The following is a 25270-nucleotide window of genomic DNA, read 5'->3' on the forward strand; positions in this document are numbered from 1 at the left end:
GCCGCCCACCTTGGGAAGGTGGGCGGCCGCCGTCGTTATTCTGTAGGAGCCGGTGGCGTCAGCGGACCGGGTAATCGCGCTCGGGCTCGCCGATGTACAGCTGGCGAGGGCGGCCGATCTTGGTGTTGGGGTCGCTGATCATTTCACGCCACTGCGCGATCCAGCCCGGCAGGCGGCCGATCGCGAAGAGCACCGTGAACATCTTCTCGGGGAAGCCCATGGCCTTGTAGATGAGGCCGGTGTAGAAGTCCACGTTCGGGTAGAGCTTGCGCTGGATGAAGTAATCATCATTGAGCGCCTTCTCTTCCAGGCGCATGGCGATGTCCAGCAGTTCGTCGTTGCCGCCAAGCTTGCTGAGGATCTCGTGGGCTGTTGCCTTGACGATCTTGGCTCGCGGATCGTAGTTCTTGTAGACGCGGTGTCCGAAGCCCATCAGGCGGACGCCGTCTTCCTTGTTCTTGACCTTCTCCATGTAGTCCTCGGGCTTGGTGCCGTCGGCCTGGATCTGGCGGAGCATCTTCAGCACTGCTTCGTTCGCGCCACCGTGGGCCGGGCCGAAGAGGGCATTGATGCCTGCCGATACCGATGCAAAGAGGTTGGCGTTGGAGGAACCAACCAAGCGCACCGTGGAGGTGGAACAGTTCTGTTCGTGGTCAGCGTGCAGGATCAGGAGGAGATCCAGCGCCTTGGCGATGACCGGGTCCACTTCATACTGCTCGGCGGGGAGGCCGAAGCTCAGGCGCATGAAGTTCTCGACGAGGTTGTGGGAGTTGTCCGGGTACAGCATGGGCTGGCCGATGGACTTCTTGTGCGCGTAGGCAGCGATGACCGGCATCTTGGCCATGAGGCGGATGGTGGAGACTTCCACCTGCTCGGCGTTGAACGGGTCCAGGGAGTCCTGGTAAAACGTGGACAGCGCTGACACGGCCGACGACAGTACAGGCATCGGGTGGGCATCCCGCGGGAACCCGCTGAAGAAGCCCTTCAGCTCTTCGTGCAGCAGGGTGTGGCGGCGGATCTTCTGGTCGAACTCTTCCAGCTCCGTGGCGCTGGGCAGGTTTCCGTAGATCAGCAGGTAGGAGACCTCGAGGAAGCTGGAGTGCTGCGCCAACTGCTCGATGGGGTATCCGCGGTAACGCAGGATGCCCGCATCGCCATCGATGTAGGTGATCGCCGAGGTGGTAGCCGCGGTGTTCATGAAGCCGGGGTCAAAGGTGACTGCGCCCGTCTGCTTCAGCAGTTTGGAAACGTCGTAACCTTCGTTTCCTTCAATAACCTGGATGCGCGGGAGCTTTAGCTCGCCTCCTGCGTGGAGCAGGGTTGCGCTGTTGGTCTCAGTCATGGAGTCCCCTTCATGAGGCGTCTGGGCCTCTGTCGAAAGCTTGATCCAACATCCGGTGAGCCGCGCACTGTCCCTGTACATCCAGGATTCCAACACCCGGGCTGCCTTCTTGTAGAAAGCCACCATTGATAGTCACTTAAAAAGTACAGCCCCTTGGCGGGTGTCACTAATCGGCGTCGTTCGAAAATGCCCTAAAATGCCTATCTTGTGGCGCGAGTCACATCATTGTTACGGAGCTGCCGCAAGCCTCGACACGGCCGCGTCGATGCGTTCATCGCTTCCCGTCAAGGCAACGCGTACAAACCCGTTGCCCGCATCGCCATAGAAGACGCCAGGCCCCACTACGATGCCGCGGTCCGCAAGACGGCCCACAGTCTCCCACGTGCTCTCGCCGGCGGTGGACCATAGGTACAGCCCCGCCTCGGATTCTTTGATCTCCAGGCCAAACTGCAGCAGCGCAGGCACCAGCCGTTCCCGGCGTCCGCGGTAAAGGTCCTTCTGGGCCAGGACGTGGGCGTCGTCACCCAATGCCACGCGCATGGCTTCCTGCACGGGGTAGGGCACGATCATGCCCGCGTGCTTTCGGCTGTTAACCAGGTTGGCCATGATGTCCGTATCGCCTGCTACGAAAGCAGCACGGTAGCCAGCAATATTGGACTGCTTACTCAGGGAGTACACGGCCAGCAGGCCTTCATGGGACCCACCTGCGACGCGTGGATCCAGGACGCTGGGTACCGGCTCACCCCCGCGCTGGACATCCCAGGCACCCCAGCCAAGTTCCGCATAGCATTCATCAGACGCGACAACGGCACCGAGGGCCCTGGCCTGCGCGACGAGAGCCTTGAGCGAATCAACATTCCTGACGCTTCCGGTGGGGTTGCCCGGGGAATTCACCCAGATCAGCCGCACGCGTGAGCGCGTCACTTCATCAAGTTCGTCCAGGTTGTCCGTGGCCACCGACGTGACGCCAGCGAGCGTGGCCCCGATGTCATAAGTAGGGTAGGCCACCTTGGGACGGACGACGACGTCGCCCGGCTGGAGCCCCAGCAGGAGCGGCAGCCACGCCACCAGTTCCTTGGACCCGACGGTGGGCATGACATTCCGCGGGTCCAGGCCCGGAACGCCGCGGCGGCGTTCGAACCACCCGGCAATGGCTTCCCGCAGCGGGATGGTGCCATGGACGGTCGGGTAGCCCGGTGCGTCAGCGGCGGCCTTGAGTGCCTCCTGGATCAACGCCGGAGTAGGGTCAACCGGAGTTCCAATGGAGAGGTTTACGGCCCCGCCATGATGCTCCGAAGCCCTGGCCAGATAGGGCGCCATGGCCTCCCACGGGTAATCGGGCAGGCTCAGGCCAAAATTGTTCACCGCTGCGGTCACCGGGGTACCCGGCTCAGTGGTCTTGGTTCTGCGGGGGCAGCGCGGCAATCATCGGGTGGTCCTTGCCCGTGTTGCCAATCTTGGCGGCACCGCCGGGCGACCCAAGGTCATCGAAGAACTCCACGTTGGCCTTGTAGTAGTCAGCCCACTCATCGGGGGTGTCATCCTCGTAATAGATGGCCTCCACCGGGCACACCGGCTCGCAGGCACCACAGTCGACGCACTCATCCGGATGGATGTACAGCGAACGCTCACCCTCATAGATGCAGTCGACCGGGCATTCCTCAATACATGCCTTGTCCTTGACATCTACACACGGCTGCGCGATTACGTACGTCACGTCCCTTGCCTCTCCACGTTGTTTCCGGCGACGGCCGGCAGTTGCATCCGGCGCTCGGTCCGGACTGTTGACTTCAGAGCCTATTATCTCCCAGCCCGTTCCTGCGAACCTAGCCGGCCGCCTAGTATGAACTGGTGAGTCCCACCCAGCCTACGCCCCGAGAGTTTCTGGCCCGTGCAGCACCCGGGACCAGGGTGGTGGTCCGCTACCGGATCGCAGGCGGCGGCCTCACTGACGCGCTGGGCCATCTGGTAGACACCGACGACGACGGCTGCACCGTGCGCACGCGGCAGACCGACGTCGTGATCCCCTTGGAACTCGTTGTGGCTGCCAAGGAAGTGCCACCCGCTCCCCCACGCCGCCCGGCGCGCGACCGGGACTGAATCCCGGCCAAACATTTGGCGAAGTCCAAGCACAAAAACAAACTGCCGGTACGACGGCGGGAATTCCGCCTGCCGTACCGGCAGTTTCAGTTATGTGCTCTAGGTGATTAGACCTTCGCGCGGGCGCGGTTAGCCTTGGCGCGCTCGTTGGTGTCCAGGATGACCTTGCGGATGCGGATGGACTCCGGAGTTACCTCAACGCACTCGTCCTCGCGGGCGAATTCGAGCGACTCTTCGAGGGTCAGGTCGCGCGGCGGCGTCAGGTTCTCGAAGGTGTCCGAGGAGGCCGCACGCATGTTGGTGAGCTTCTTTTCCTTGGTGATGTTGACGTCCATGTCGTCTGCGCGGGAGTTCTCGCCGACGATCATGCCCTCGTAAACCTCGGAGGTGGGCTTCACGAAGAAGGAGCCGCGTTCCTGCAGGTTGATCATGGCGAACGGCGTTACAACGCCGGCGCGGTCCGCGATCATGGAACCGTTGGTGCGGTACTCAATCGGGCCGGCCCAGGGCTCGTAGCCCTCGGAGATGGAGGCCGCGATGCCGGCGCCACGGGTGTCCGTGAGGAACTTCGTGCGGAAGCCGATCAGGCCACGGGCGGGAACGATGAACTCCATGCGGCACCAGCCGGTGCCGTGGTTGGCCATGTTGGTCATGCGGCCCTTGCGGGCGGCCATCAGCTGCGTAACAGCACCGAGGTACTCTTCCGGCACGTCGATGGTCATGTGTTCCATCGGCTCGTGGATCTTGCCATCGATGGTCCTGGTGACAACCTGCGGCTTGCCCACGGTCAGCTCGAAGCCTTCACGGCGCATCTGCTCAACGAGGATGGCCAGCGCGAGCTCGCCACGGCCCTGGACTTCCCAGGCGTCGGGACGCTCAGTGGGCAGAACCTTGATGGAGACGTTACCGATCAGTTCCTTGTCCAGGCGGTCCTTCACCTGGCGTGCCGTGACCTTGGCGCCCTTGACCTTGCCGGCCAGCGGCGAGGTGTTGATACCGATGGTCATGGAGATCGCGGGATCGTCCACGGTGATCAGCGGCAGCGGCTGCGGGTTTTCGGCGTCGGTCAGGGTCTCACCGATGGTGATTTCCTCGATGCCTGCCACAGCGACAATCTCACCCGGTCCGGCAGACTCCGTGGGAACGCGGTCCAGGGCCTTCGTGGCCAGGAGTTCGGTGATCTTGACGTTCTTGAGTTCGCCGTTGGCCCGCGCCCAGGCAACGGTCTGGCCCTTGCGCAGGGTGCCGTTGTAAATACGCAGCAGTGCGAGGCGGCCCAGGAACGGGGAGGCATCCAGGTTAGTGACGTGGGCCTGGAGTACACCATTCGGGTTGTACGTGGGAGCAGGAATGTGCTCGATGATGGTCTGGAACAGCGGCTCCAGGTCTTCGTTTTCCGGAGCGGTGCCGTCGGCCGGCTGCTCGAGGGAGGCACGGCCTACCTTGGCTGCGGCGTAGACAACGGGAACATTGAGGATCTTGTCCAGATCAAGGTCCGGAACTTCGTCGGCGAGGTCAGAGGCGAGGCCCAGGAGCAGGTCCATGGACTCGTGGACGACTTCCTCGATGCGCGCATCGGGACGGTCGGTCTTGTTGACCAGCAGGATGACGGGCAGGTGCGCGGCCAGGGCCTTGCGCAGCACGAACCGGGTCTGGGGCAGCGGGCCCTCGGACGCGTCAACAAGCAGGACAACGCCGTCAACCATGGACAGGCCGCGCTCCACCTCGCCACCGAAGTCGGCGTGGCCGGGCGTGTCGATCACGTTAATGGTGATCGTCTCGCCCTTGGAGGACGGCCCGTTGTAGGCCACTGTGGTGTTCTTGGCCAGGATGGTGATGCCTTTTTCGCGCTCCAGGTCACCGGAGTCCATCACGCGGTCTTCGAGGTGGTTGTGCTCGGCAAAGGAGTTGGTCTGCTTGAGCATGGCATCGACCAGCGTGGTCTTGCCGTGGTCAACGTGGGCCACAATCGCGACGTTGCGCAGGTCACTGCGCGATGCAGTGGCTACCGCGGTGTTGGTGGTGGTTTCAGACATGCGTAATGGCTCGATTCAGTGGGTCAGCTGTAAGTATCGCCGCATTTCCAACTGGAACGCACGACGGATTGGCCCATTAGCACAGGGCACCTTCCCCCATTCTAGCCGCTGAGCCATTTATTGGCCTAAAAACTTGAGATTGGCTGTGGCTGAGGACCCAGCAGTAGCGCCAGTGACACGGATGTTCTGTGAGAAAAGTCACTGGCTTTATTTGACTTGATGGCCCATCATGGCTGTGATACTTCAAGCTCGTCCGGAGAACCACTGATGCGAAAAGCCTCGGCTCTGTCCCGCTTCGTCGCATCCGGAATCGCTGTAGGCGTACTCCTGTGCGGCTGCGGACAGCCACCTGCACCTCCCGTTGCGTCCACAGTGCACGCTCCCGGGTCCGGACGGCATGTGGCCCGCGGCGTTGACCCGGCAAATCTTCCCGCCGGCACCATCTACCGGAACCCGGCCAGCGGCAGGGACGAAATGGTGATCCCCGACGTCAGCCGTACAGCCCTCCTGATTGGGGACTCCCAGTCTGAACCCGCAGACGGCTGGCCGCGATTGGGCCTGGCCGCCATTGGTTACAAGGTCCACTTCTGCGGGCTGGGGGGCACGGGCTTCGTGGCCACCAACGGTAAGACCGGGAACTACATCGATGCCCTGCAGCGCGGAGATTGGCTGCTTCCTTATGGAACTCCCCCGCTCATCGTCATCCAGGGCGGCGGCAACGACGCCGGCCAGGGTGCCACTGACGCGCAGATCGTGGCCAACGCGGACCGCCTGGTCGCAGCCCTCAATGAGCGGTACCCGGGTGTCCGGAAGGTCCTGATCGGCACGCTCGGGCGCGGCGCCAACTATGGCGGGGGCCGCCGCAGCCAAGTCGACGCCCTCCTGGGTAGCGTTGCGGCAAGGCACGGCATGCCGTTTGTGGGCGTTGGCGACTGGCTGACCAAGTACAACCTCACCAAGGACCTGGCCGACGCCGTCCACATGAATGCCTCGGGCCGCCGATCGCTGGGTGCCCTTCTGGAAAACAGGCTTCGTGACCTGGGCATCACAGCCCCTCCCGTCGATGGGACCGGCTCGCTGGCAGTCGCCGAACATGACCTGCTTGCTCCCCAATAGCCTTAACCGGATGAAACCGGCACCGAGGCAGGTACCGGTTCCATCTGCAGCCTGGGTGGGGCTGCCTTTGTGAGGGCTGCGCTCAGGCCACCTCGGGCGGGAGCATCAGCTTCGCTCCGGGGATGGCGTTAAGCAGGGCCTTCGTGTAGTCCTCCTGCGGGGATTCGAAGACGTCGTCCGTGGAACCGGTCTCCACCAGCTTGCCCTTTTCCATGACGCAGACGTGGTCGGCGATCTGTCGCACCACAGCCAGGTCATGGGTAATGAAGAGGTAGGTAAGGCCCAGGTTCGACTGCAGGTCCGCCAAGAGATTGAGTACTTGCGCCTGCACCAGCACATCCAGCGCTGACACAGCCTCGTCGCAAATAATCACTTCGGGGTCCAGGGCGAGTGCCCTGGCGATGGCCACACGCTGGCGCTGGCCGCCGGAAAGTTCGTTCGGGAACCGTTGCATGCTTGATTGCGGCAGCGACACCTGATCGAGCAACTGGCGGACCTTCTTCTCCCTGCTCGCCTTGTCGCCGATCTTGTGGACGCGCAGCGGCTCCTCGATGGTCCGGTAGATGTTGTACATCGGATCCAGCGAACCGTAGGGATCCTGGAAGATCGGCTGTACCCGCCGCCGAAATTTGAACAGCTCCGCCGGCTTCAGCAAAGAGGTATCGACGCCGTCAAAAAGGATGCGCCCATCCGTGGGCTTCTCAAGTTGCAGGACCATCTTGGCAACAGTGGACTTGCCCGAGCCGGACTCGCCCACGATCGCTGTTGTGGTGCCCCTGGTGACATCGAAGCTGACTCCATCCACAGCTGCAAAATCCGTCGATTTACCCAGTCCTTGCCGCAGCTTGTAGACCTTCCGCAGATCCTGGATCTGCAGGACATGGTCAGCGGCGGCGGACTCTACAGGTGCAAGCAAATCGGATGCTTCCACGCCGAGTTCCTTCGCCACTTGAATCCTTCGGCTCGCCAAGGAAGGGGCAGACTCGACCAGCCGTTGGGTGTACGGGTGCTGCGGATTCCGAAGGAGCTCCAGCGACGGTCCGGATTCCACGACGTTGCCCTGGTACATGACCACTACCTTGTCCGCCCGCTCGGCAGCCAGCCCCAGATCATGGGTAATGAGCAGGACGGCCGTCCCCAGTTCACTGGTCATGGTGTCCAGATGATCCAGGATTTGGCGCTGGACAGTGACGTCCAGGGCCGACGTCGGCTCGTCAGCGATCAGGAGGCGCGGCTGGCACGACAGCCCGATAGCGATAAGTGCCCGTTGGCGCATGCCGCCTGAAAACTCGTGCGGGTACTGTTTAGCCCTCCGATGGGCGTCGGGGAGCCCGGCCTCTGCCAGTACCTTGGCGATATCATCCGGACCACTCGGCCGGCCATTGGCACGTAGGGTTTCTTTGACCTGGTAGCCGATCTTCCACACCGGGTTCAGGTTGGACATCGGGTCCTGCGGGACCATACCGATCGTGTTGCCGCGGAGTTCAATCATCCGTTTCTCGGAGGCGTGGGCTATATCCTCGCCGTCAAGAAGGATCTGCCCACCGGACACCGCGCCGTTGTTAGGCAGCAGTCCGATCGCGGCCAAAGCCGTGGTGGATTTGCCCGAACCGGACTCCCCCACGATGGCCACTGTTTCGCCGGGCATGATGGTCAGGTGGGCGTTACGGACCGCCTGTACATCGCCGCTGCCGGTCTTGAATGTGATGGCGAGGTCGCGGATTTCCAGGAGCGGCTTGTTTCCTGGCTCCTCTGCCTCGTCGATGTGAACGTCGGGAATTGTCATCTTGTCGTCTCTCATCGCTGACGGCTCTTTGGATCAAGGGCATCACGGACTGCATCGCCGAGCATGATAAAACTCAGGACCGTGATGGAAAGCGCGGCGGCGGGGTAGAGCATGATTTCCGGCTTCGTTCGAATGGACGACTGTGCGCCGGCGATGTCATTACCCCAGGACATGATGCTGGGTGGCAACCCAATGCCAATGAACGACAGCGTGGCCTCGGCCACGATGAAGATGCCCAGGTTCAAGGTTGCGAGCACGATGATGGGGGCTAAGGCATTAGGCAGGACGTGCCGCACCAAGGCACCCACTTTCGATACACCCAAGGCACGGGCTGCCGTAACGAAGTCGGCATTGCGGACTTCGAGCACGGCGCCACGGGTAATACGGGCCATTTGCGGCCATGCCAACACTGCAATGACCGCAACCACTGTCCACACACTCTTGTTTTCCCGGAACACCGGCAGCTGAGTGATCACCAGCGCGCCAAGGACCAGGGGCAAAGCGAAGAAAATGTCACCAAGCCGTGCAAGGACAGCATCCACCCAGCCGCCGTAGTAGCCTGCAACTGCACCGAGGGTCACTCCGATGACGAGGACACAAAGCACTGACAGCACGCCCACCGAGAGCGAGGCCTGCGTCCCGTGGACAACCCTCGAATAAATGTCGCAGCCCTGGAAGGTAAAACCGAAAGGATGCCCGGCGGTAGGGCCGGCTTCCGAATTGGCCAGTTGGCAGTCGTCGTTAGGCGGCACTGTCGAAAGCAGGCCTGGGAAGATCGCGATGACAATCAACGCCAGAATCAGCAGCGTGGAGATAATGAACAGTGGACGGCGGCGAAGCTTTCGCCAGGCGTCTGCCCAGAGGCTCAACGGTGCCTGATCAGACTTCAGGGCATCTGTTGCAAGCAACGGGGTCTCTTCGATGGGTGCTACAAAATGGTTGTTTCTACTGGTCATAACGAATCCTCGGGTCCAGCCAGGCATACAGGAGATCAACAAGCAGGTTGGCCACCACAAAGACCAGCACCAGGATGCTGACAATGGAAACGATGGTTGGGCCTTCGCTCCGCAACGTTGCCTGAAACAGCTTGTTGCCGACTCCCGGAATATTGAAGATGAATTCGGTGACAATCGCGCCGCCCATGAGGCCGCCAAGGTCAGCACCCAGGAACGTCACCACCGGGATCAGCGAGTTACGCAGAATATGGGTCATGACGACGCGGGGCCTGGAAAGGCCCTTGGCGGTGGCAGTCCGCACATAATCGGCATTCATGCTTTCACTCACGGATGCACGCGTCAGGCGCAGCACGTAGGCAAAAGACACCAAGCCCAAGACGGTGGCAGGCAGCAGCAGGTTGCCCCAGTCAGCCGTGGCGCCGACCGTTGGTTTCGCCCATCCCAGCCTGACTCCGAAGATGAGCTGAAAGACGAAGCCGAGAACGAACGTGGGGACGGCGATGACCACCAGGGAGGCGACAAGAACAGTGGAGTCAAACCACTTGCCACGGCGAAGGCCGGCGAAAACGCCGAAAGCGATCCCGAAAACCGCCTCGATGATGAGCGCCTCGACGGCGAGCATAGCTGTCACGGGAAAGATGCGGGCCAGGGACGCCGCAATGGGCTGACCGGTGAAGTCGTTCCCAAGGTTGAACGTAAAGAGGTTTTGCAGGAAAAGACCGTACTGGACCCAGAAGGGTTCATCCAGGTGGTACTGGCTGCGCAGGGTGTCGATGACAGCCTGCGGGGGCTGGCGGTCACCAAAGAGCGCCGCAATGGGGTCCCCGGGAAGGGCGAACACCATGTAATAGACCAAAAGAGTGGTGCCAAGGAAGACGGGGATCACTTGAAGGAGCCGACGAAGAATAAAACGGGCCACAGGATCACCGGCCTTCCGGGAGGGAAGAAAAATGGTTCATGCTTGCCTTCCTGCCGTGCAGGCAAAATGGGGGCCCGGCCATGAAACCGGACCCCCATGCGCCTGTCGGCAAGTTAGATCCTGGGGACTACTTTGCCGTGATGTCGAAGTAGCGGATGCCGCCGTTCCAGCCGGTTTCGGCCTTCACAACGTTGTTGCTCCACACAATCGGCTTAGCCTGATCCCAGAGAGCCAGGCCGGGAAGGTCCTCGAAAAGGATCTCCTGTGCCGAGTTGAACTTTGCGTTCGCCTCTTCGGTGGTCTTGGCTGCCAGGCCCTCCTTGAGGAGCTTGTCGAACTCAGGGTTCGAGTACTTCTCGTAGTTGGAGGACGCTCCCGTTGCCCAGACAGGCCCAAGGAAGTTGTACAGCGACGGGTAGTCGCCCTGCCAGCCGGCTCGGGTCAGGCCCGGAAGTGACTGGGACTTACGCAGGTCCAGCACTTCGGCGAACTTGGCGAAGGGCTGGATTTCAGCCTGGATGCCGAGGTTGTTCTTGAAGCCGTTGGCCACAGCGTCGATCCATTCCTTGTTGCCGCCATCAGTGTTGGAGGCAATCAGGAGCGGCTTGGAAGCGTCGTACGGCTGGATCTTTTCGGCCTGGGCCCACAGATCCTTCGCCTTGGCGGGGTCGAACTTCAAGGTTTCGCTGCCCTTGAGTCCTTCCTTGTAGCCGTCAATCACCGGCGGGGCGTAAGCCTTAGCCGGGGTGCGGGTTCCGCTGAAGATCACCTTGCAGATTTCCTCGCGGTTGATCGCGTAGGAAAGAGCCTGGCGACGCAGCTTGCCGGCCTCACCCTGGAAGTTCGGGTTGTAACCCGGGATGTTCAGGGTGGAGTTGGTGGCGACGGGCTTCGTGGCGTTACGGTCCGGGAAATCCGTGACATAGGTCTTCAGGGCGTTCGACGGCAGGACATCCGTGATGTCGAGGTTGTCCGACTGCAGGTCAGTGTACGCGGGGCCCGGATCAGTGTAGAACTTGAAGGTCACGCCACCGTTCTTCGCCTCACGGGGTCCGCTGTAGTCTGCGTTCTTCACCAGTGAGATGGACTGGTCGTGTACCCACGCGCCGTCCTTTTCGAACTTGTACGGGCCGTTCCCGACAGGGTTTTCGCCGAAGGTCTTCGGATCCGTCAGGGCTGCGGAGGGCAGAGGGAAGAATGCCGAATATCCAAGTCGCAGCGACCAGTCAGCCTCGGGCTGAGCGAGCTTGACCGTGATGGTGGAGTCATCCTTGGCTTCAAGACCTGACATGGTTTCGGCTGTGGGTGCGGGCGTCGTGGTGGTCTTGCCGTCGGCAGACTTCTCAGTGGTGACGGCCGAGACTTCCTCGTAGCCGGCAATGGATTCGAAGAAGAATCCGTTGTTCTGGAGGTTCTTGGAGTTCGCGGCGAAGTTCCACGAATCCACGAACGTCTTAGCCGTGATTTCTTCGCCATTCGTGAACTTCTGGCCCTGCTTGACCTTGATGGTCCAGTTTTGGGCGTCAGGCGATTCAATGGACTCGGCAAGGGCGTTGACGGGTTTGCCGTCGGCGTCGTACGTGCGTAGGCCTTCGAACAGCAGTTCAACAACACGGCCGCCATAAACTTCATTGGTGTTGGCGGGCAGCAACGGATGCTGTGGTTCGTTGCTATACGCGGTAATAACCTTGTTGGGGTCGCCGGCAGACTGGGTGCCGCCGTCGTCAGTACCGCCTCCGGCACCGCAGCCGGTCAGGGCAAGCGCGGCGATTGCCACCATGCCCAGTGCTTTGGAAGTGCGCGTGAAACGCATTCCGCCTCCTATGAGTTGTGGGAGATATTCAAGGGAATCTTTTGCTTCCCCGCAGCCTGGACCACAGTCTTCCACTGTGACGCAGGCTACATATACGAGTAGCCTAACCGCACAGAGTCCAAATACTGGTACTCCGTTGCCAAACCGTAACCGGTTAATCGCCATTAGCTCGCCGGGGCACGGAAGTTGTGCAAGTCACATGTTACTCGCAGGTAGGACCAACGCCGAATTGACCCTGCCAACTCCGCCACAGCAGCCTGGACAGGCGGCAACGCGCCTTAGTTCAGGCGCCACTCCCACACGTTCCACCACACGCCCAAGGGGCCACCACTGGCCTTCACGCCCGTGATCCGTCCCGCAACGGCAGTGGTACCCGTGGTCTGGTAGAGGGGCAGGCCGTAGTCGCTTTCCCAAACCCGTTTGTCTATCTCAGCCATCAGTTCGTCCTGCTTGGCCAGATCAGTGGTGGTGGACAGTTGTTCCATCACCTTGTCCGCGTCGGCGTCGGAATAGCCATTGAAATTACTGCCCGCTCCGGTCCGGAAAATCTGCGGTACCCGGCCGACGCCTACCCCTGTACTGATCCAGCCGAGGATGGCGGCATCGTAGGAGCCGCCGCCGAGGGCCTTGGCCCAATCGGCGTTGCCCTGCCCGGCATCGATCACACGGAAGCCGGCCAGGGCTGCCGAGTCACGGATCAACTCAAAGGCCCGCACGCGGTTGGGGTTGTCGCGGTTGTAAAGGATCCGGACCGTGGGAGTCGCACCGTCCAGGAGCGACGCAGCCCCGCCGATGTCTACTTCCGCGTAGTCCGTCGAGCCGTTGTCCTTCACCGTTTCGGTGTACTTGGGGTGGGACGGCAGGAAGACGTGGGAGTCGAGCGGTTTGGCGTCCGGCATCTGGTCTCCGACGATTTCTTCGACGATGTCCTGCCGCGGGACGGTCTTGAGGAATGCCTCACGGATCTTGTCTTCGGCGAACACGCCGGAAAAGTTCAGGTCGAGGTGGTCGTACCCCGACTGGCTGTAGCGTTGAACAGCTATTCCCTGGCCCTCCAGCCCGTTGAACAGGTCCTCGGATCCTGCGGAGGGCTGGGGAGAAATGATGTCAGCCCGGCCGCTTTTGAGCGCGTCCACAGCCGCCGTCACTGCACCTGTGAATTGGATAGTGACCTCATCCAGGTAGGGCTCCGGACCCCAGACGTAGTCCTTGTTCCGAACAAGTGTCACTGAAGCCTCAGGAATGATGTCCCGGACAATGTAGGGCCCATTCGAGAGGTAAATTGCCGGATCACCGGGCAGCGTTTTCGCATCAAAGCCGGAGTTCCAGAAGCTGCTGACCACCTGGAGGTCCGCATTCAGCACCGGCTGCTCCGCGTCACCGCGGGGCGAATCCCGCAAGAGTTCAATCAGGTCATCTTCATCATTGAGTCCGCCTTTGGCGGCCACAACATGGGCCGGAAGACCGACGTCGAACGCCACTTCCCAGTCAGCGTAGGGCGATCCGTATTCCAAAGTGATGGAGCGTCCGTCTCCCCCTATTTCGGGAAAAACCGTAGTGGCCAGGCCGCTGGTGTCCGACGCTGCGGAAAAGTACTTTCTTCCGGTGCCGGCCGCGGGGTCAGCGTCGTCAAAGTAGCCGGACCCCGCCGCCCACGCCAGCACCAGGTCGCCCGCATCGACGGCTTCGCCATCGGACCATTTCACGCCTTCGTTGACCGTGTACCGCACTTTCAGCGGCTGGTCAGAGATCTTTTCGTACCGGCCGAACTTCTCGTTCCGGACCACTTTTGCGGAGTCGTCAACGTAGTAAAAGCCGGAGTGGGTGGCGTACCAGACTTTGGAATTGATGTCGGTGTTGCCGTCCGTGCTGAACGGATTAAAGGAGGAGAGGGCATTGACTTCAGCCACTGTGGCACTGCCGCCGCGTTTTGCCTCGCCGACCACGACGGGCAGCGCTCCCCCGCCGCCGCCGGAACAACCGGCAAGAACCAGGGCCGCCGCCGCTGCACTGCTGATGAGCTTTACCAGACGCCTGAGAGGCATGCCGTCTCTCCTTATGTGTACCCTCTGCCTGAGGGGCCCCTGGACACGCCAGGATCACGTCCAATGTCCTTCAGCAAGAATACTTCGTATGGTCCGGGGCCGGCACCAAAAAGCCCGGTTCCCTGAACCGGGCAGCTTTCGATCCACCCGGCACGTGAAATGAAGGTGCCCTATATGCGCCTTTTCAGCCCGACGTGGGCAGTCCGATATCCGAGTCGGGTGTAGAAGGCTCGGGCCCGTTCCCGTGCTTCGTCCGTGGTCACCTGTGCCAGTTGCGCCCCACGCGCCCGCCCGAAATTGTGTGCCCATTCAAGCATCGCGGTGCCCAAGCCGAGTGAACGCTCCGCGGCCGCAACTCGCAGTCCCTCGATCTGAAGTCGGGAAGAACCACCCCGGGAAAGACCTGGAATAACGGTCAACTGCATCGTGCCAACGATGCGATCGGCACCATTGCGGACAACCCCCAGATAGTTTGAACTGTCACGTTCAACCACGTTGAAGGCCGCCTCGTATCGTTCGAGTTCGGCGCACTCACGATCGGGTCCGAACTGATCATCAGACAGCAGCGCGGCGATGGCCTGAACATCTTCGCGACTTGCCCGTTCCAGCCTGAAGGTCCGGCCCGCCACCCGCAACAGTCCTCGAACCGAGGATCGCGCGTCTGCCTGCAAACGGGCGACCAGCAGATCAAGCCATCCACCGACGTTGGCTCGAGCCTCGATGGTGTCGGGGTAGCGGCATCGCAAGTGCAGCCCGGACTCGTCCAGAATGAACCAGAGCATGACGCTGTCGGTGTCGATTGTCGCGCTGACATAATGGGCTTCGAGTCCGACCGAGTCGATTCGCACCGGCAGTCTGCGCAGGTCCAGCCAGGAGATCGCAAACATACCAGGAGCTACGGGCATGCCGCCCCATGGAGCCAGAACGTCTGCGAGCGGCCACGAGCCAAGCTGTACGGCCTCTTTTACCGCGGCCGCCGCAGCGTGCGGCTCGGCGACCGCCGACTCAAGTACCGAATTGGTAATGAACCAGCCGACTGAGTCATGCCAGTTCTCATCGAAGCGGCTGTGAACGGGAAAAACAGCTCGCAGCGGCGTTCCGGCCAACTCGCGGGTTACCGCAGTCATCGCAACAACAGCGAGTGCGAGCGTCGACACACCGTCACTGCGGGCCTGCGCGGCAAAGGCGGCACCGTCGTCGAGATCGAACACATCGCGCACTTCCACACGCTCGTGCTGCGGATCGGCCGCGCCCAGGGGCAGTGGGAATTGCGGCATAACGCCGCCGCTGTCCCGGATGATGTTTTCCCATCGGTGACGCACGGAGCCCGGCGCTGCATTCCGCTCCAGCAGTGCTTGCGTGTGTTCAACAAATGCGGGCGCTGGCCCGCGGAACGGTTCGCGGTCCGCCCTCCCAGCATCGAGCGCCGACAGCAGGTCGCGCGCGATCACCAGCATCGACCACATATCGACGTGGGCGTGGTCTGCCGCAATCACGACGGTCAGTCCAGCAGCAGTCTCCAATACGCAGAGCCGGTGCGAGGGCTGCTGATATGGCGAACATGCGGCATCGAGAATGTCCCGCACCGTGTCGTTGACGGCCTGGCCAGGAGATATCTGATGCTCGACCCAGGTTCCCGGACCAACGTCAATTTCGTGAAGCTCCGGATCACCATCCGCACCGGGCACGAATGCCGTTCGCAGTGTGCCATGACGGGCTACGACAGCCAGCCACGCATCGGCAATTGACTCACGACGGGTTGGAGTCGGCAGCCGAAAAGACAATGCCATCCAGGAGCCGGGGCGGTCGCCTGCCCCCACATGGAGTTGCTGGTCAAAGGACACTGGAAGGCGTCGGTCCAGCACATTCACACTGACGTCGTAGCCCCAAAGTCGTCCAAACGGTAGGCGCAGGTGCTTGACGTTGGTCAGCCGCATGGCAGAAGCCTATCGCCCCGGATAACCTGAATGCTCAACGCGGCCGCCCGAGGTCACGCGGTCAGTCACGAAACGAGGAGCCAGATGCCCACTTTCGAGGTTCCCGGAGCGGAGCTTGCGGTTGCTTTGAGCGACGAAGGTGGACACCCGGTTGTCCAACTGCATGGCCTTACCTCAAGCCGCGCGCGCGATCGCGTGCTCAACCTCGACCTCGGTCGAGGCCTTAGTGGCACTCGGCTGCTGCGGTACGACGCACGCGGCCATGGCCGGTCGACGGGGCGGAAGGTCCCCGAGGACTATCAGTGGCAAAGCCTCGCCGACGACCTCCTGCGACTGCTCGATAAATGGTTCCCGGGCGAACGTGTCCACGGAGTTGGTCCCTCCATGGGTACCGGCACACTCTTGCACGCCGCTTCCCGCGAGCCGGACCGCTTTACCGGGCTCACGCTTATGGTGCCACCCACGGCGTGGGAAACCCGACCTGCACAGGCTGCAAACTACCGGGTTGCCGCAGCGCTAATACAATCTGACGGTGTCAAGGCATTCCTCGCCACCACGCGCGGAGCGCCACCTCCGCCGGCCACAATTGGTGCGCCGGAGACGGTTCCCGACGTCGCCGACACCCTATTGCCGTCGTTGTTTCGAGGCGCGGCACTCAGCGATCTGCCTGCTCCCGAGGCCATCGCGCGAATCGATGTACGGACGACAATCCTGGCGTGGATCGATGATCCGGGCCACCCGCTGTCAACCGCCGAATCCCTTGCCGCGCTGCTCTCCCAAGCAACGCTGACGGTCGCCCGCACCCCGGGAGATGTCGAAACCTGGCCTAATATTCTGAGCCAGGATGTCGCCCATTGGGGCTAAACGACAATTGGCTCGACTACTTGGTCAGACGGAAGCGGCACTCGACTAAACGTTGAAGCGGAACTCCACCACGTCGCCGTCGGCCATTACATATTCCTTGCCTTCAATCCGGACCTTGCCGCGCGACTTGGCCTCGGCCATGGATCCGGCCTCGATCAGGTCGTTGAAGGAAACCACTTCGGCCTTGATGAAGCCACGCTGGAAGTCCGTGTGAATGACGCCGGCCGCCTGCGGAGCGGTGTCACCCTGATGGATGGTCCACGCCCGCGTTTCCTTGGGTCCGGCTGTGAGGTAGGTCTGCAGCCCCAGCGTGTGGAAGCCCACGCGGGCCAACTGGTCGAGGCCGGACTCGTCCTGGCCGTTCATTTCCAGCATTTCCCGGGCTTCTTCCTCGTCCAGCTCCACGAGGTCGGACTCCAGCTTGGCATCGAGGAAGACGGCGTCCGCGGGGGCCACCATGGCCCGCAGCTCTTCCTGCTTCTCCGGGTTCCCCAAAATGCCTTCGTCGGCGTTGAAGACATAAATGAACGGCTTGGCCGTCAGCAGGCTGAGCTCCTTGAGGTGCTCCATCTCCAGCTTGTCGCTTTTGATGGAGGCGAAGATCGTGTCGCCGCGCTCAAGGACTGCCTGCGCAGCCTTGATGGCTGCCAGTTCGGCGGCTTCCCGCTTCTTGATCTTGACTTCTTTTTCGATCCGCGGAATGGCATTCTCAATGGTCTGCAGATCGGCCAGGATCAGCTCGGTGTTGATGGTTTCCATGTCCGAGCGTGGGTCCACCTTGCCGTCCACGTGGATGACGTCGGGATCATCGAACACCCGGACCACCTGGGCGATGGCCTCAGCTTCACGGATGTTGGCAAGGAACTTGTTGCCCAGGCCTTCGCCCTCCGACGCGCCCTTGACGATTCCGGCGATGTCCACGAAGGACACCGGGGCCGGCAGCAGGCGCTGCGAGCCAAAGATCTCCGCGAGCTGCTTCAGCCGCGGATCCGGCAGGTTCACGACGCCGACATTCGGCTCGATCGTGGCGAACGGATAGTTCGCTGCGAGCACCTGGTTGCGGGTCAGTGCGTTGAAGAGAGTTGATTTGCCGACGTTGGGCAGTCCGACGATGCCAATAGTAAGAGCCACGAGCATTGATTCTACCCGCAGCAGGCCCAGAACCTTTCAGCGGCGGTCTTTGGAAGTCCGCGCAACCCTGCGGACATCCCGCGCGCAGGACTGCCGCTGCCCTGAAATGTCACAGGGGCGTGCCACAGTGAGGATATGGATGCTTTCGCCCTGATTCTTGCCCTGTTGATGCTGCTGATCGGCGCCTTTGCCGGTGCCGCCGCCACCTATTTTTCGTTCCGCCGCCGCGCCCACGCGCTGGAGGAGGATTTCGACGCCGTCTCATCCCGCCTTTCCGAGGTCAGCGCCCAGTTCGCCGCAGCCGACGCCGAACGCCGCCTCCTCAGCATCCAGAACCGGGAGCTCGGCGAGTCCCGCAGCCAGGACGGGAACGTGCTGCGGGCGCTCGCACCGGTGGCCGAAAAACTGACGGCCGTGCAGCAGCAGGTGGCGCTGCTCGAGCGTGACCGACTCGAACAGTATGGCCAGCTTGCGCAGCAGCTACAGGAGGCCCGTCTCTCGGACGCCCAGCTGATCCGCTCCACCCACGCCCTCGAATCTGCCCTTCGCTCAAATAGCGCGCGCGGCCAATGGGGCGAGGTACAGCTGCGCCGGGTGGTTGAAGCGTCCGGGATGCTCAAGCACGTGGACTTCCTGGAGCAGGTCCACAGCTCCGGCACGGACTCAACCGTCCGCCCCGACCTCGTGGTCCAGCTGCCCGGGGAAAAGCAGCTCGTGGTGGACGCCAAGGTGCCGCTGTCCTCATACCTCGCCGCGCAGGAACTGGGTTCCGTGCCCGCGGGTGAGCAGGGAAATCGCCCCCTGGACGGCGGCGGCTCGCAGCAGGCCTTGCTGGCCGCCCACGCAAAGGCCCTGCGAGCCCACGTTGACGCCCTCAGCAACAAGAAATATTGGGACATTCCCGGAAACACTCCCGAGCTGGTGATCTGTTTCCTGCCCGCCGAATCGATCCTGGCAGCGGCCCTCATGGCGGATGCCACTCTGCTGGACCATGCCTTGTCCAAGAATGTGGTCCTGGCTTCACCCAGTACCCTGCTGGCCGTGCTGAAGTCCGTGGCCTTCACGTGGCGCCAGGATGTGCTGACGGACAGCGCACGCGAACTTTTCGAGCTCGCTCATCAGCTGTACGAACGCATGGGAACCCTGGGCGAGAACGTGGGCAAGCTGGGCTTGTCGCTTAAATCCTCAGTGGACCGCTACAACTCCATGGTCGGCACCCTTGAGGCCCGGATCCTGCCCACTGCCCGGAAACTCAACGCCATGGACGAATCCGGATTGCTCACTCCGCCTGCGCTGGAAGTAACGCCGCGTTCGCTGGCAGCCCCGGAGCTGCAGCAGGACGACGCCGCGGCCTGACGTTGCCGGGGAACTGTCAGCTGCGGGACCGGCGTCCGCCGAGCGCGCGGCTGACATCCCCGGCTTCCTTGAGAGTTGCGCGAAGTTCTTTGGGCAGCGAGAAGAGCAGGTCTTCCTCGGCCGTGACAACTTCCTCCACGGAAGAGTAGCCGTAGTCTGCGAGCAGCCGCAGGACATCCTTGACCAGGACTTCGGGCACGGAAGCGCCGGAGGTGACCCCTACAGTCGCCACGCCTTCAAACCATGCCTCGTCCACTTCGTTGGCAAAGTCCACGCGGTAGGACGCTTTGGCACCGTATTCCAGGGCAACTTCCACAAGCCGTACCGAGTTCGAAGAGTTGGCCGAACCCACCACAATTACCAGGTCCGCCTGCGGAGAGATCTTCTTGATGGCCACCTGCCGGTTGGTCGTCGCGTAGCAGATGTCGTCGCTCGGCGGATCCTGGAGGGTGGGGAACCGCTCTTTGAGGAGCCGGACGGTCTCCATGGTCTCATCGACACTCAGGGTGGTCTGGGACAACCAGATGACTTTTTCCGGATCCCGGACCGTGACCTGGTCCACTTCATGCGGGCCGTTGATGATCTGGATGTGCTCCGGTGCCTCGCCCGCGGTTCCTTCAACTTCCTCATGGCCGTCGTGGCCGATGAGGAGGATGTCGAAATCGTCCTTGGCGAACCGGACGGCCTCCTTGTGGACCTTTGTCACCAGCGGGCAGGTGGCATCAATGGTACGGAGTCCGCGGTCCTCCGCGGACTGGACAACGGCGGGCGATACGCCGTGGGCAGAGAAGATGACCAGGGCACCTTCGGGCACCTCGTCGGTTTCGTCCACAAAGATGGCGCCCTGTTCCTCCAGCGAGCTCACCACGTGGACGTTGTGCACGATCTGTTTCCGCACATACACCGGAGGGCCGTAGTGCTCCAAGGCCTTTTCCACCGCGATGACGGCCCGGTCAACACCGGCGCAATAGCCGCGGGGAGCCGCCAGCAGAACCTTCTTCGGGCCCGCTACCGGGGCCGCCGCAGCAACGTCCTCAGGCGAGCGCCGCCTTCGCGGGACAGTTGGCATCGAGAGGGAAACGGCGGTTGAAGTCATTCCTCCATGCTACCGGGTGAGGGCCCGCCGCCCCCGCGAAGCGATGCCAATCACAAGGCCGGACGCCAGGAGCACTCCGCCTGCAACCGCGGTTCCCGATATCCAGGACTGGAAGCTGCTGGACGCCGCCGCCACGAACGCATCCTTGAACCTGTCGGCCACCTCATTTCCGCTGGCCGTCCCCACGACGGCGCCGCGGGCCCATTGTGAGCCGAAAGTCCACAAGGCCGCCAGGACCAGTGCCCCCACGCCAGCACTGAAAAATACGGTCCAGCGCCGCCGTGCCAACACCAAGGCGAGTGCCAGGGCGATTCCCGCGCCGATCGCCAGCGAATAAGCCAGCGGGGCGTAGGCAGACAGGCGCTCGATCCACTGGCGCTGATCCGGCTGTCCAACGTTGATCAGGGTCTGTTCGGGGGCTTCCAGCTTCAGTCCCGTCGTGCGGGAAAGCTCCTCAACCGCCAGCGCAACCAAGGGTGCCACATCCAGCGTGAGCGACGTGGCGGTGTCCGCTTCGGCCGGCAGGGAGGCGGGGTCGGCAAAGTTCAAACGATGGCTCTTCCGGAGGGACTCTTCCCAGGCTGCCGGGTAACCGGGCAGCCCGGTCAGGGAGCCGGCCGCCGCTTCTGCCACCGGCTGGACGAGGCCTGCCAACGCGTCCGGGATGGAGCTTGTGTCGATGGTTCCCACTGCGGCGGCAGCGAGCCGCTGCTGGAAGTCTGCGTCCTGCCCCAGCGGAGCCGACATTGCCACAAAGCCGTCCTCATCCACCACGTTGCGGTCCACCCAGATGGCAGGGACTGCCACGGCGGACAGCAGGACGCCGAGGATGACGGCTACGGCTGAAACGAAGGTGCGCAAAAGCTGGTCCTAACTGGTTGGCGGCTGAGGGGCCATCCTATGCATGAAGCCTGGATAAAGAATGTCCGCCTTCGGTGGTAGAGCTTATGGATAAGGTTGAATGACAGCCGCCATTCAAACATGAACTGCCCACTGCCGAACAAAGGACCGCCATGCCGCCAGCCACAGCTTCCCGGGGCAGCGCGCATGTCTGAACAGGCTGCCCTTCCGGGCACCGCTGCCAGCACGTTGCCCGCCACTGCCGCTGAAACCAGCCCGGACAATCCTTGGCCTTTGCAGTTGTTGTCCCAGAAACTCAAGGCGCACATCGACCGCACGCCTTCGGCATGGGTCGAGGGCCAGGTCATCGAAATGAACCGCCGCGGCGGCAATGCCTATTTGACGCTGCGCGACGTCGACGCGGAGGTTTCGCTGCCGGCGTCGGTCTGGACCAAGGTGTTGGACCGCCAGAACATGCCGTTGGAGCGGGGATCCCGGGTGGTGGCCCTCCTGAAGCCTGAGTTCTGGCTAAAGACCGGCCGCCTCAACATGCTCGTCAGGGATATCCGGCCGGTAGGACTGGGCGATCTGCTGGCGCGGATCGAACGCCTGCGCCAGGCACTTTCGGCCGAGGGCCTTTTTGCGGACTCCCGGAAAAAGACCCTGCCGCTGTTGCCCCACCGCATCGGCCTCATCACGGGTCGGGATTCCGACGCCAAGAAGGACGTCCTGCAGAACGCAGCGCTTCGTTGGCCGGCCGTTGAGTTTGAAATCCGTGAGGTGGCTGTCCAGGGCAACACCGCGGTGTCGCAGATCGTCCGGGCACTGCGCGAGCTTGACTCCCGTCCCGACGTCGACGTCATCGTCATCGCCAGGGGCGGCGGAGCCTTGGAGGACCTCCTTCCGTTCAACAGCGAAGAACTGATCCGCGCCGTCGCCGCCGCGGTCACCCCGGTGGTCAGCGCCATCGGCCACGAGGCGGACAGGCCATTGCTCGACGACGTCGCCGACTTGAGGGCTTCAACGCCCACCGATGCCGCCAAACGGATCGTCCCGGATGTCGCGGAGGAACTGGCCGGCGTCGGCCAGGCCAGGGAACAGCTCCGCCGCTGCATCAGCCGGCTGGTGGACCGGGAGACAGACCGCCTCCGTGCTCTGCAGTCCCGCCCGGTGCTGGCCGCGCCGGAGACCATGGTGACGGGCCGCTCGGAAGAGATTGAGCGCCTCCTGCGGCGGTCCTCCGCGGCCGTCAGCTCGCTGGTGGTGCGGGCGGCTGACCAACTCGCCCACCTGCAGGCCCAGGTGCGGTCCCTTTCCCCACAAAAAACCCTCGACCGCGGCTACGCCGTAGTGGAACTGGCCAACGGCCGGCCCGCGCGGGCAACGGAAGCTTCCGGCCACGCCGTGGTCCGAGATCCGTCGGAGGCACCGTCCGGAACAGCATTATCGGTGCGGGTCGCCCACGGCCTGTTCGGAGCCACCTCCACCGGGAAACTTCAACAAGGAGAAGCACATGCCTGACACAAAACCCGATCCGGAAATCGAAGCGCTGAGCTACGAAGAGGCGCGCGAGCAGCTCATCGGCGTCGTGGGAAAGCTGGAGGCCGGAGGTGCAAGCCTTGAGGAATCACTGGCCCTCTGGGAACGGGGCGAAGCCTTGGCGAAACGCTGCGAGGAATGGCTCGAAGGCGCCAGGAAGCGTCTGGCTGCTTCCCGGGACCAGCCGCTCTGACCGGATCCGGGAAGAGTCAGGACCTTTCGACCAGTTCGCGTTCAATCGGGACGTCAAGCTCGGCCTTTGGCCACTCCAGCCTGAGGTCAGAGAGTGCTCCCAGCACCAGCTGCTGCACAGCGATCCTGGCATACCATTTCTTGTTGGCCGGCACCACGTGCCAAGGGGCAACCTCAGTGCTGGTGGCGTCGAAGGCAGCCTGGTAGGCGTCCATGTAGTCGTCCCAGAAGGCCCGCTCCTTGAGGTCTCCGCTGCTGTATTTCCAGTGTTTGGCGGGGTTGTCCAGTCTGGCCAGGAGCCGTGACTTCTGCTCATCCCTGCTGATGTTCAGCATCACCTTGACGATTTTCGTGCCCGCATCCGTCTGCCGCGCCTCAAATTCGTTGATAGCACGGTACCTGCGCTTGATTTCCTCAGGCGTTGCCCAGTTGTGGACCCGGTGGATCAGGACGTCCTCATAATGTGACCGGTCAAAGATGCCCACCATGCCTGCTGCCGGCACGGCCTTCTCGATCCTCCACAGGAAATCGTAGGACTTCTCCTCCTCGGTGGGAGCCTTGAACGCCTTGAACTGGACGCCTTGCGGGTCCATCGCGGCCATGACGTGGTTGACGATGCCGCCCTTCCCCGCCGTGTCCATGGCCTGCAGGATCAGGAGCATCCGCTTCTTCCCGCCAAAGCGCGACTCCGCGAACAGCTTCTCCTGCAGTTCGGCCAGCGCGCTGTCCAGCTCGGCCAGGATGGTCTGACCGTCAGCCTTGTTCCCTGGGTATCCGGGCGTGGCGTCCGCGTCTGCGTCGGCAAGGGAAAAGCCCTCACCAATCCTCAGCGTTTCAGAAGGGTGCTCCTCGAACTCAACGACGCCGTCCATGACGGTCCTTTCCCACGGTTCCGCGTGCCAAGGATGCACGTCACCACAGGCTAGTTCCCCTGATACCTGCTTAGGAAGTCCCCCATGCGCCCCACAGCCTCCTCGATGTCCTTGACGTTGGGCAGCGTGACCATCCGGAAGTGGTCCGGACGCACCCAGTTGAAGGCACGGCCGTGCGAAACCAGGATCTTCTGCTCTTTCAGGAGGTCCAGGACAAATTTTTCGTCGTCCCGGATGTGGTAGACCTCCGGGTCCAGGCGCGGGAACAGATAAAGCGCACCCCTGGCCTGTTGTGTGCTGACTCCTGGAATGGCGTTCAGCATGTCGTACGCCTTGTTGCGTTGCTCCAGGAGCCTCCCGCCGGGAAGGATGAGGTCATTGATGCTCTGGTAGCCGCCGAGCGCCGTCTGGATGGCATGTTGGGCGGGCACGTTGGCGCACAGGCGCATGTTGGCGAGCAGGTTGATGCCCTCCAAGTAATCCGAGGCATCCTTCTTGGGCCCGGATATGGCCATCCAGCCAGCCCGGTAACCACAGACCCGGTAGGCCTTCGAGAGTCCGCTGAAGGTGAGGCAAAGGACGTCGTCTCCGGTCAGCCCGGCGAGGTTTATGTGGACCGCGTCCTCATACAGGATTTTTTCGTAAATTTCATCTGCGAAAAGGACCAGCCCGTGCTTCTCGGCCAGGGCCACAATCTTCTTCAGCGTCTCTTCGGGATAGACGGCCCCGGTGGGATTGTTCGGGTTGATCACCACGATGCCCTTGGTGCGCGGTGTGATCTTGGCTTCCATGTCTTCGAGGTCCGGCTGCCAGCCGGACTCCTCGTCGCACAGGTAATGCACCGGCTTGCCGCTGGCCAGGGCCACCGAAGCGGTCCACAGCGGGTAGTCCGGGGTGGGAATCAGGACTTCGTCGCCATCGTCCAGCAACGCCATCAGGGACATCGTGATGAGTTCGCTGACACCGTTGCCCAGGTAGATGTCATCCACATGGATGTTCTGGATGCCACGGGTCTGGTAATACTGCGAGACGGCGGTCCGGGCCGAAAAAATGCCGCGGGAGTCGCTATACCCCTGGGCATGCGGCAGGTGGCGGATCATGTCCACCAAAATCGCGTCCGGGGCTTCAAATCCAAACGGCGCGGGGTTTCCGATGTTCAGTTTGAGGATCCGGTGACCCTCCGCCTCCATCTGCTGGGCGGCCTGAAGAATCGGTCCACGGATGTCGTAAAGGACGTTGTGAAGCTTGGTGGACTGCCTGAATTCTGCCATCCATCAAATATGCCACAGGAAGGATGTACTTCCGTTGAGACCTCGGACACGTTCGACGG

21 protein-coding genes are annotated in these 25270 nt (G+C 62.3%); 6 read left to right on the forward strand and 15 right to left on the reverse strand.

From position 1 onward, the window contains the following. Nucleotides 1-58: 58 nt before the first annotated feature. From ACFC25_RS00005 to fdxA, 3 genes are all read right to left on the reverse strand, one after another. Nucleotides 59-1342 (reverse strand): citrate synthase, encoded by a 1284-nt coding sequence (locus tag ACFC25_RS00005; protein ID WP_337345681.1) that lies wholly within the window; start codon nucleotides 1340-1342, stop codon nucleotides 59-61. A gap of 228 nt (nucleotides 1343-1570) precedes the next feature. Then, complete coding sequence (gene dapC, locus ACFC25_RS00010) at nucleotides 1571-2719, reverse strand: succinyldiaminopimelate transaminase (protein WP_376042963.1); 1149 nt, start codon at nucleotides 2717-2719, stop codon at nucleotides 1571-1573. 13 nt (nucleotides 2720-2732) lie between these two features. Next, a complete protein-coding gene (gene fdxA, locus ACFC25_RS00015; protein ID WP_009356972.1) occupies nucleotides 2733-3059 on the reverse strand; it encodes a ferredoxin in 327 nt (108 codons plus the stop codon). Nucleotides 3060-3193: 134 nt separating this feature from the next. On the opposite strand from fdxA, the gene ACFC25_RS00020 reads away from it, so the two are divergent. Continuing rightward, nucleotides 3194-3442: a hypothetical protein gene (locus ACFC25_RS00020; RefSeq protein WP_376042967.1), complete on the forward strand. Its 249-nt coding sequence runs from the start codon at nucleotides 3194-3196 to the stop codon at nucleotides 3440-3442. Between the two features lie 107 nt (nucleotides 3443-3549). Here ACFC25_RS00020 and typA read toward each other — a convergent pair whose 3' ends face one another. Further along, on the reverse strand, nucleotides 3550-5478 hold the full coding sequence (typA, locus tag ACFC25_RS00025; RefSeq protein WP_337345678.1) for a translational GTPase TypA: 1929 nt from the start codon (nucleotides 5476-5478) through the stop codon (nucleotides 3550-3552). 267 nt (nucleotides 5479-5745) lie between these two features. Here typA and ACFC25_RS00030 point away from each other — a divergent pair, with 267 nt between their 5' ends. Then, nucleotides 5746-6594, forward strand: coding sequence for an SGNH/GDSL hydrolase family protein (locus ACFC25_RS00030; RefSeq protein WP_376042970.1), 849 nt, complete (start codon nucleotides 5746-5748; stop codon nucleotides 6592-6594). An 82-nt stretch (nucleotides 6595-6676) separates the two neighbouring features. Here the strand turns inward: ACFC25_RS00030 and ACFC25_RS00035 are convergent, their stop codons facing one another. From ACFC25_RS00035 to ACFC25_RS00060, 6 genes are all read right to left on the reverse strand, one after another. Continuing rightward, nucleotides 6677-8380 (reverse strand): ABC transporter ATP-binding protein, encoded by a 1704-nt coding sequence (locus ACFC25_RS00035; RefSeq protein WP_337345927.1) that lies wholly within the window; start codon nucleotides 8378-8380, stop codon nucleotides 6677-6679. An 11-nt stretch (nucleotides 8381-8391) separates the two neighbouring features. Continuing rightward, entirely contained in the window at nucleotides 8392-9336 is a 945-nt protein-coding gene (locus tag ACFC25_RS00040; protein WP_337345676.1) for an ABC transporter permease, read from the reverse strand. Then, a complete protein-coding gene (locus tag ACFC25_RS00045) occupies nucleotides 9326-10255 on the reverse strand; it encodes an ABC transporter permease (protein WP_337345675.1) in 930 nt (309 codons plus the stop codon). Before ACFC25_RS00045 ends, ACFC25_RS00040 begins: the two co-directional genes overlap by 11 nt. A 127-nt stretch (nucleotides 10256-10382) precedes the next feature. Beyond that, nucleotides 10383-12068, reverse strand: a complete 1686-nt coding sequence (locus ACFC25_RS00050; RefSeq protein ID WP_337350912.1) for an ABC transporter substrate-binding protein — start codon at nucleotides 12066-12068, stop codon at nucleotides 10383-10385. Nucleotides 12069-12346: 278 nt separating this feature from the next. Beyond that, on the reverse strand, nucleotides 12347-14113 hold the full coding sequence (locus ACFC25_RS00055; RefSeq protein WP_376042975.1) for an ABC transporter family substrate-binding protein: 1767 nt from the start codon (nucleotides 14111-14113) through the stop codon (nucleotides 12347-12349). A gap of 170 nt (nucleotides 14114-14283) precedes the next feature. Then, nucleotides 14284-16050 (reverse strand): GNAT family N-acetyltransferase, encoded by a 1767-nt coding sequence (locus ACFC25_RS00060; RefSeq protein WP_376042977.1) that lies wholly within the window; start codon nucleotides 16048-16050, stop codon nucleotides 14284-14286. An 84-nt stretch (nucleotides 16051-16134) separates the two neighbouring features. Between ACFC25_RS00060 and ACFC25_RS00065 the strand changes: the two genes are divergently transcribed. Beyond that, nucleotides 16135-16914, forward strand: a complete 780-nt coding sequence (locus tag ACFC25_RS00065) for an alpha/beta fold hydrolase (protein ID WP_376042980.1) — start codon at nucleotides 16135-16137, stop codon at nucleotides 16912-16914. Nucleotides 16915-16959: 45 nt separating this feature from the next. Here ACFC25_RS00065 and ychF read toward each other — a convergent pair whose 3' ends face one another. Beyond that, entirely contained in the window at nucleotides 16960-18045 is a 1086-nt protein-coding gene (gene ychF / locus ACFC25_RS00070) for a redox-regulated ATPase YchF (RefSeq protein ID WP_337345670.1), read from the reverse strand. 135 nt (nucleotides 18046-18180) lie between these two features. Here ychF and ACFC25_RS00075 point away from each other — a divergent pair, with 135 nt between their 5' ends. After that, the gene (locus ACFC25_RS00075) at nucleotides 18181-19401 is read left to right on the forward strand and encodes a DNA recombination protein RmuC (protein WP_376042984.1); all 1221 of its coding nucleotides are present in this window, start codon (nucleotides 18181-18183) and stop codon (nucleotides 19399-19401) included. Nucleotides 19402-19417: 16 nt separating this feature from the next. Here the strand turns inward: ACFC25_RS00075 and ACFC25_RS00080 are convergent, their stop codons facing one another. Together ACFC25_RS00080 and ACFC25_RS00085 are read right to left on the reverse strand one after the other, a co-directional pair. Continuing rightward, nucleotides 19418-20497: a 4-hydroxy-3-methylbut-2-enyl diphosphate reductase gene (locus ACFC25_RS00080; RefSeq protein ID WP_337345668.1), complete on the reverse strand. Its 1080-nt coding sequence runs from the start codon at nucleotides 20495-20497 to the stop codon at nucleotides 19418-19420. 9 nt (nucleotides 20498-20506) lie between these two features. Next, nucleotides 20507-21358, reverse strand: coding sequence for a hypothetical protein (locus tag ACFC25_RS00085; protein WP_376042987.1), 852 nt, complete (start codon nucleotides 21356-21358; stop codon nucleotides 20507-20509). A gap of 186 nt (nucleotides 21359-21544) precedes the next feature. On the opposite strand from ACFC25_RS00085, the gene xseA reads away from it, so the two are divergent. Next, nucleotides 21545-22858, forward strand: a complete 1314-nt coding sequence (xseA, locus tag ACFC25_RS00090) for an exodeoxyribonuclease VII large subunit (protein ID WP_376042989.1) — start codon at nucleotides 21545-21547, stop codon at nucleotides 22856-22858. After that, on the forward strand, nucleotides 22851-23069 hold the full coding sequence (locus tag ACFC25_RS00095) for an exodeoxyribonuclease VII small subunit (RefSeq protein WP_337345665.1): 219 nt from the start codon (nucleotides 22851-22853) through the stop codon (nucleotides 23067-23069). The genes xseA and ACFC25_RS00095 overlap by 8 nt, the downstream gene beginning before the upstream one ends. A 16-nt stretch (nucleotides 23070-23085) precedes the next feature. Here ACFC25_RS00095 and ACFC25_RS00100 read toward each other — a convergent pair whose 3' ends face one another. Beyond that, entirely contained in the window at nucleotides 23086-23940 is an 855-nt protein-coding gene (locus ACFC25_RS00100; protein ID WP_337350905.1) for a polyphosphate kinase 2 family protein, read from the reverse strand. Between the two features lie 50 nt (nucleotides 23941-23990). Next, nucleotides 23991-25211, reverse strand: coding sequence for a pyridoxal phosphate-dependent aminotransferase (locus tag ACFC25_RS00105; protein WP_376042994.1), 1221 nt, complete (start codon nucleotides 25209-25211; stop codon nucleotides 23991-23993). Nucleotides 25212-25270 lie beyond the last annotated feature (59 nt).

This window comes from Pseudarthrobacter sp. NPDC055928 (assembly GCF_042270935.1).
Lineage (GTDB): Bacteria > Actinomycetota > Actinomycetes > Actinomycetales > Micrococcaceae > Arthrobacter.

Bases quoted from the DNA above. Each gene is read 5' to 3' on its own strand.
- ACFC25_RS00005 (WP_337345681.1), bottom strand. From the start codon at position 1,342: ATGACTGAGACCAACAGCGCAACCCTGCTCCACGCAGGAGGCGAGCTA.
- typA (WP_337345678.1), bottom strand. From the start codon at position 5,478: ATGTCTGAAACCACCACCAACACCGCGGTAGCCACTGCATCGCGCAGT.
- ACFC25_RS00030 (WP_376042970.1), top strand. From the start codon at position 5,746: ATGCGAAAAGCCTCGGCTCTGTCCCGCTTCGTCGCATCCGGAATCGCT.
- ACFC25_RS00035 (WP_337345927.1), bottom strand. From the start codon at position 8,380: ATGACAATTCCCGACGTTCACATCGACGAGGCAGAGGAGCCAGGAAAC.
- ACFC25_RS00040 (WP_337345676.1), bottom strand. From the start codon at position 9,336: ATGACCAGTAGAAACAACCATTTTGTAGCACCCATCGAAGAGACCCCG.
- ACFC25_RS00050 (WP_337350912.1), bottom strand. From the start codon at position 12,068: ATGCGTTTCACGCGCACTTCCAAAGCACTGGGCATGGTGGCAATCGCC.
- ACFC25_RS00055 (WP_376042975.1), bottom strand. From the start codon at position 14,113: ATGCCTCTCAGGCGTCTGGTAAAGCTCATCAGCAGTGCAGCGGCGGCG.
- ACFC25_RS00060 (WP_376042977.1), bottom strand. From the start codon at position 16,050: ATGCGGCTGACCAACGTCAAGCACCTGCGCCTACCGTTTGGACGACTT.
- ACFC25_RS00065 (WP_376042980.1), top strand. From the start codon at position 16,135: ATGCCCACTTTCGAGGTTCCCGGAGCGGAGCTTGCGGTTGCTTTGAGC.
- ACFC25_RS00075 (WP_376042984.1), top strand. From the start codon at position 18,181: ATGGATGCTTTCGCCCTGATTCTTGCCCTGTTGATGCTGCTGATCGGC.
- ACFC25_RS00080 (WP_337345668.1), bottom strand. From the start codon at position 20,497: ATGACTTCAACCGCCGTTTCCCTCTCGATGCCAACTGTCCCGCGAAGG.
- xseA (WP_376042989.1), top strand. From the start codon at position 21,545: ATGTCTGAACAGGCTGCCCTTCCGGGCACCGCTGCCAGCACGTTGCCC.
- ACFC25_RS00095 (WP_337345665.1), top strand. From the start codon at position 22,851: ATGCCTGACACAAAACCCGATCCGGAAATCGAAGCGCTGAGCTACGAA.
- ACFC25_RS00100 (WP_337350905.1), bottom strand. From the start codon at position 23,940: ATGGACGGCGTCGTTGAGTTCGAGGAGCACCCTTCTGAAACGCTGAGG.
- ACFC25_RS00105 (WP_376042994.1), bottom strand. From the start codon at position 25,211: ATGGCAGAATTCAGGCAGTCCACCAAGCTTCACAACGTCCTTTACGAC.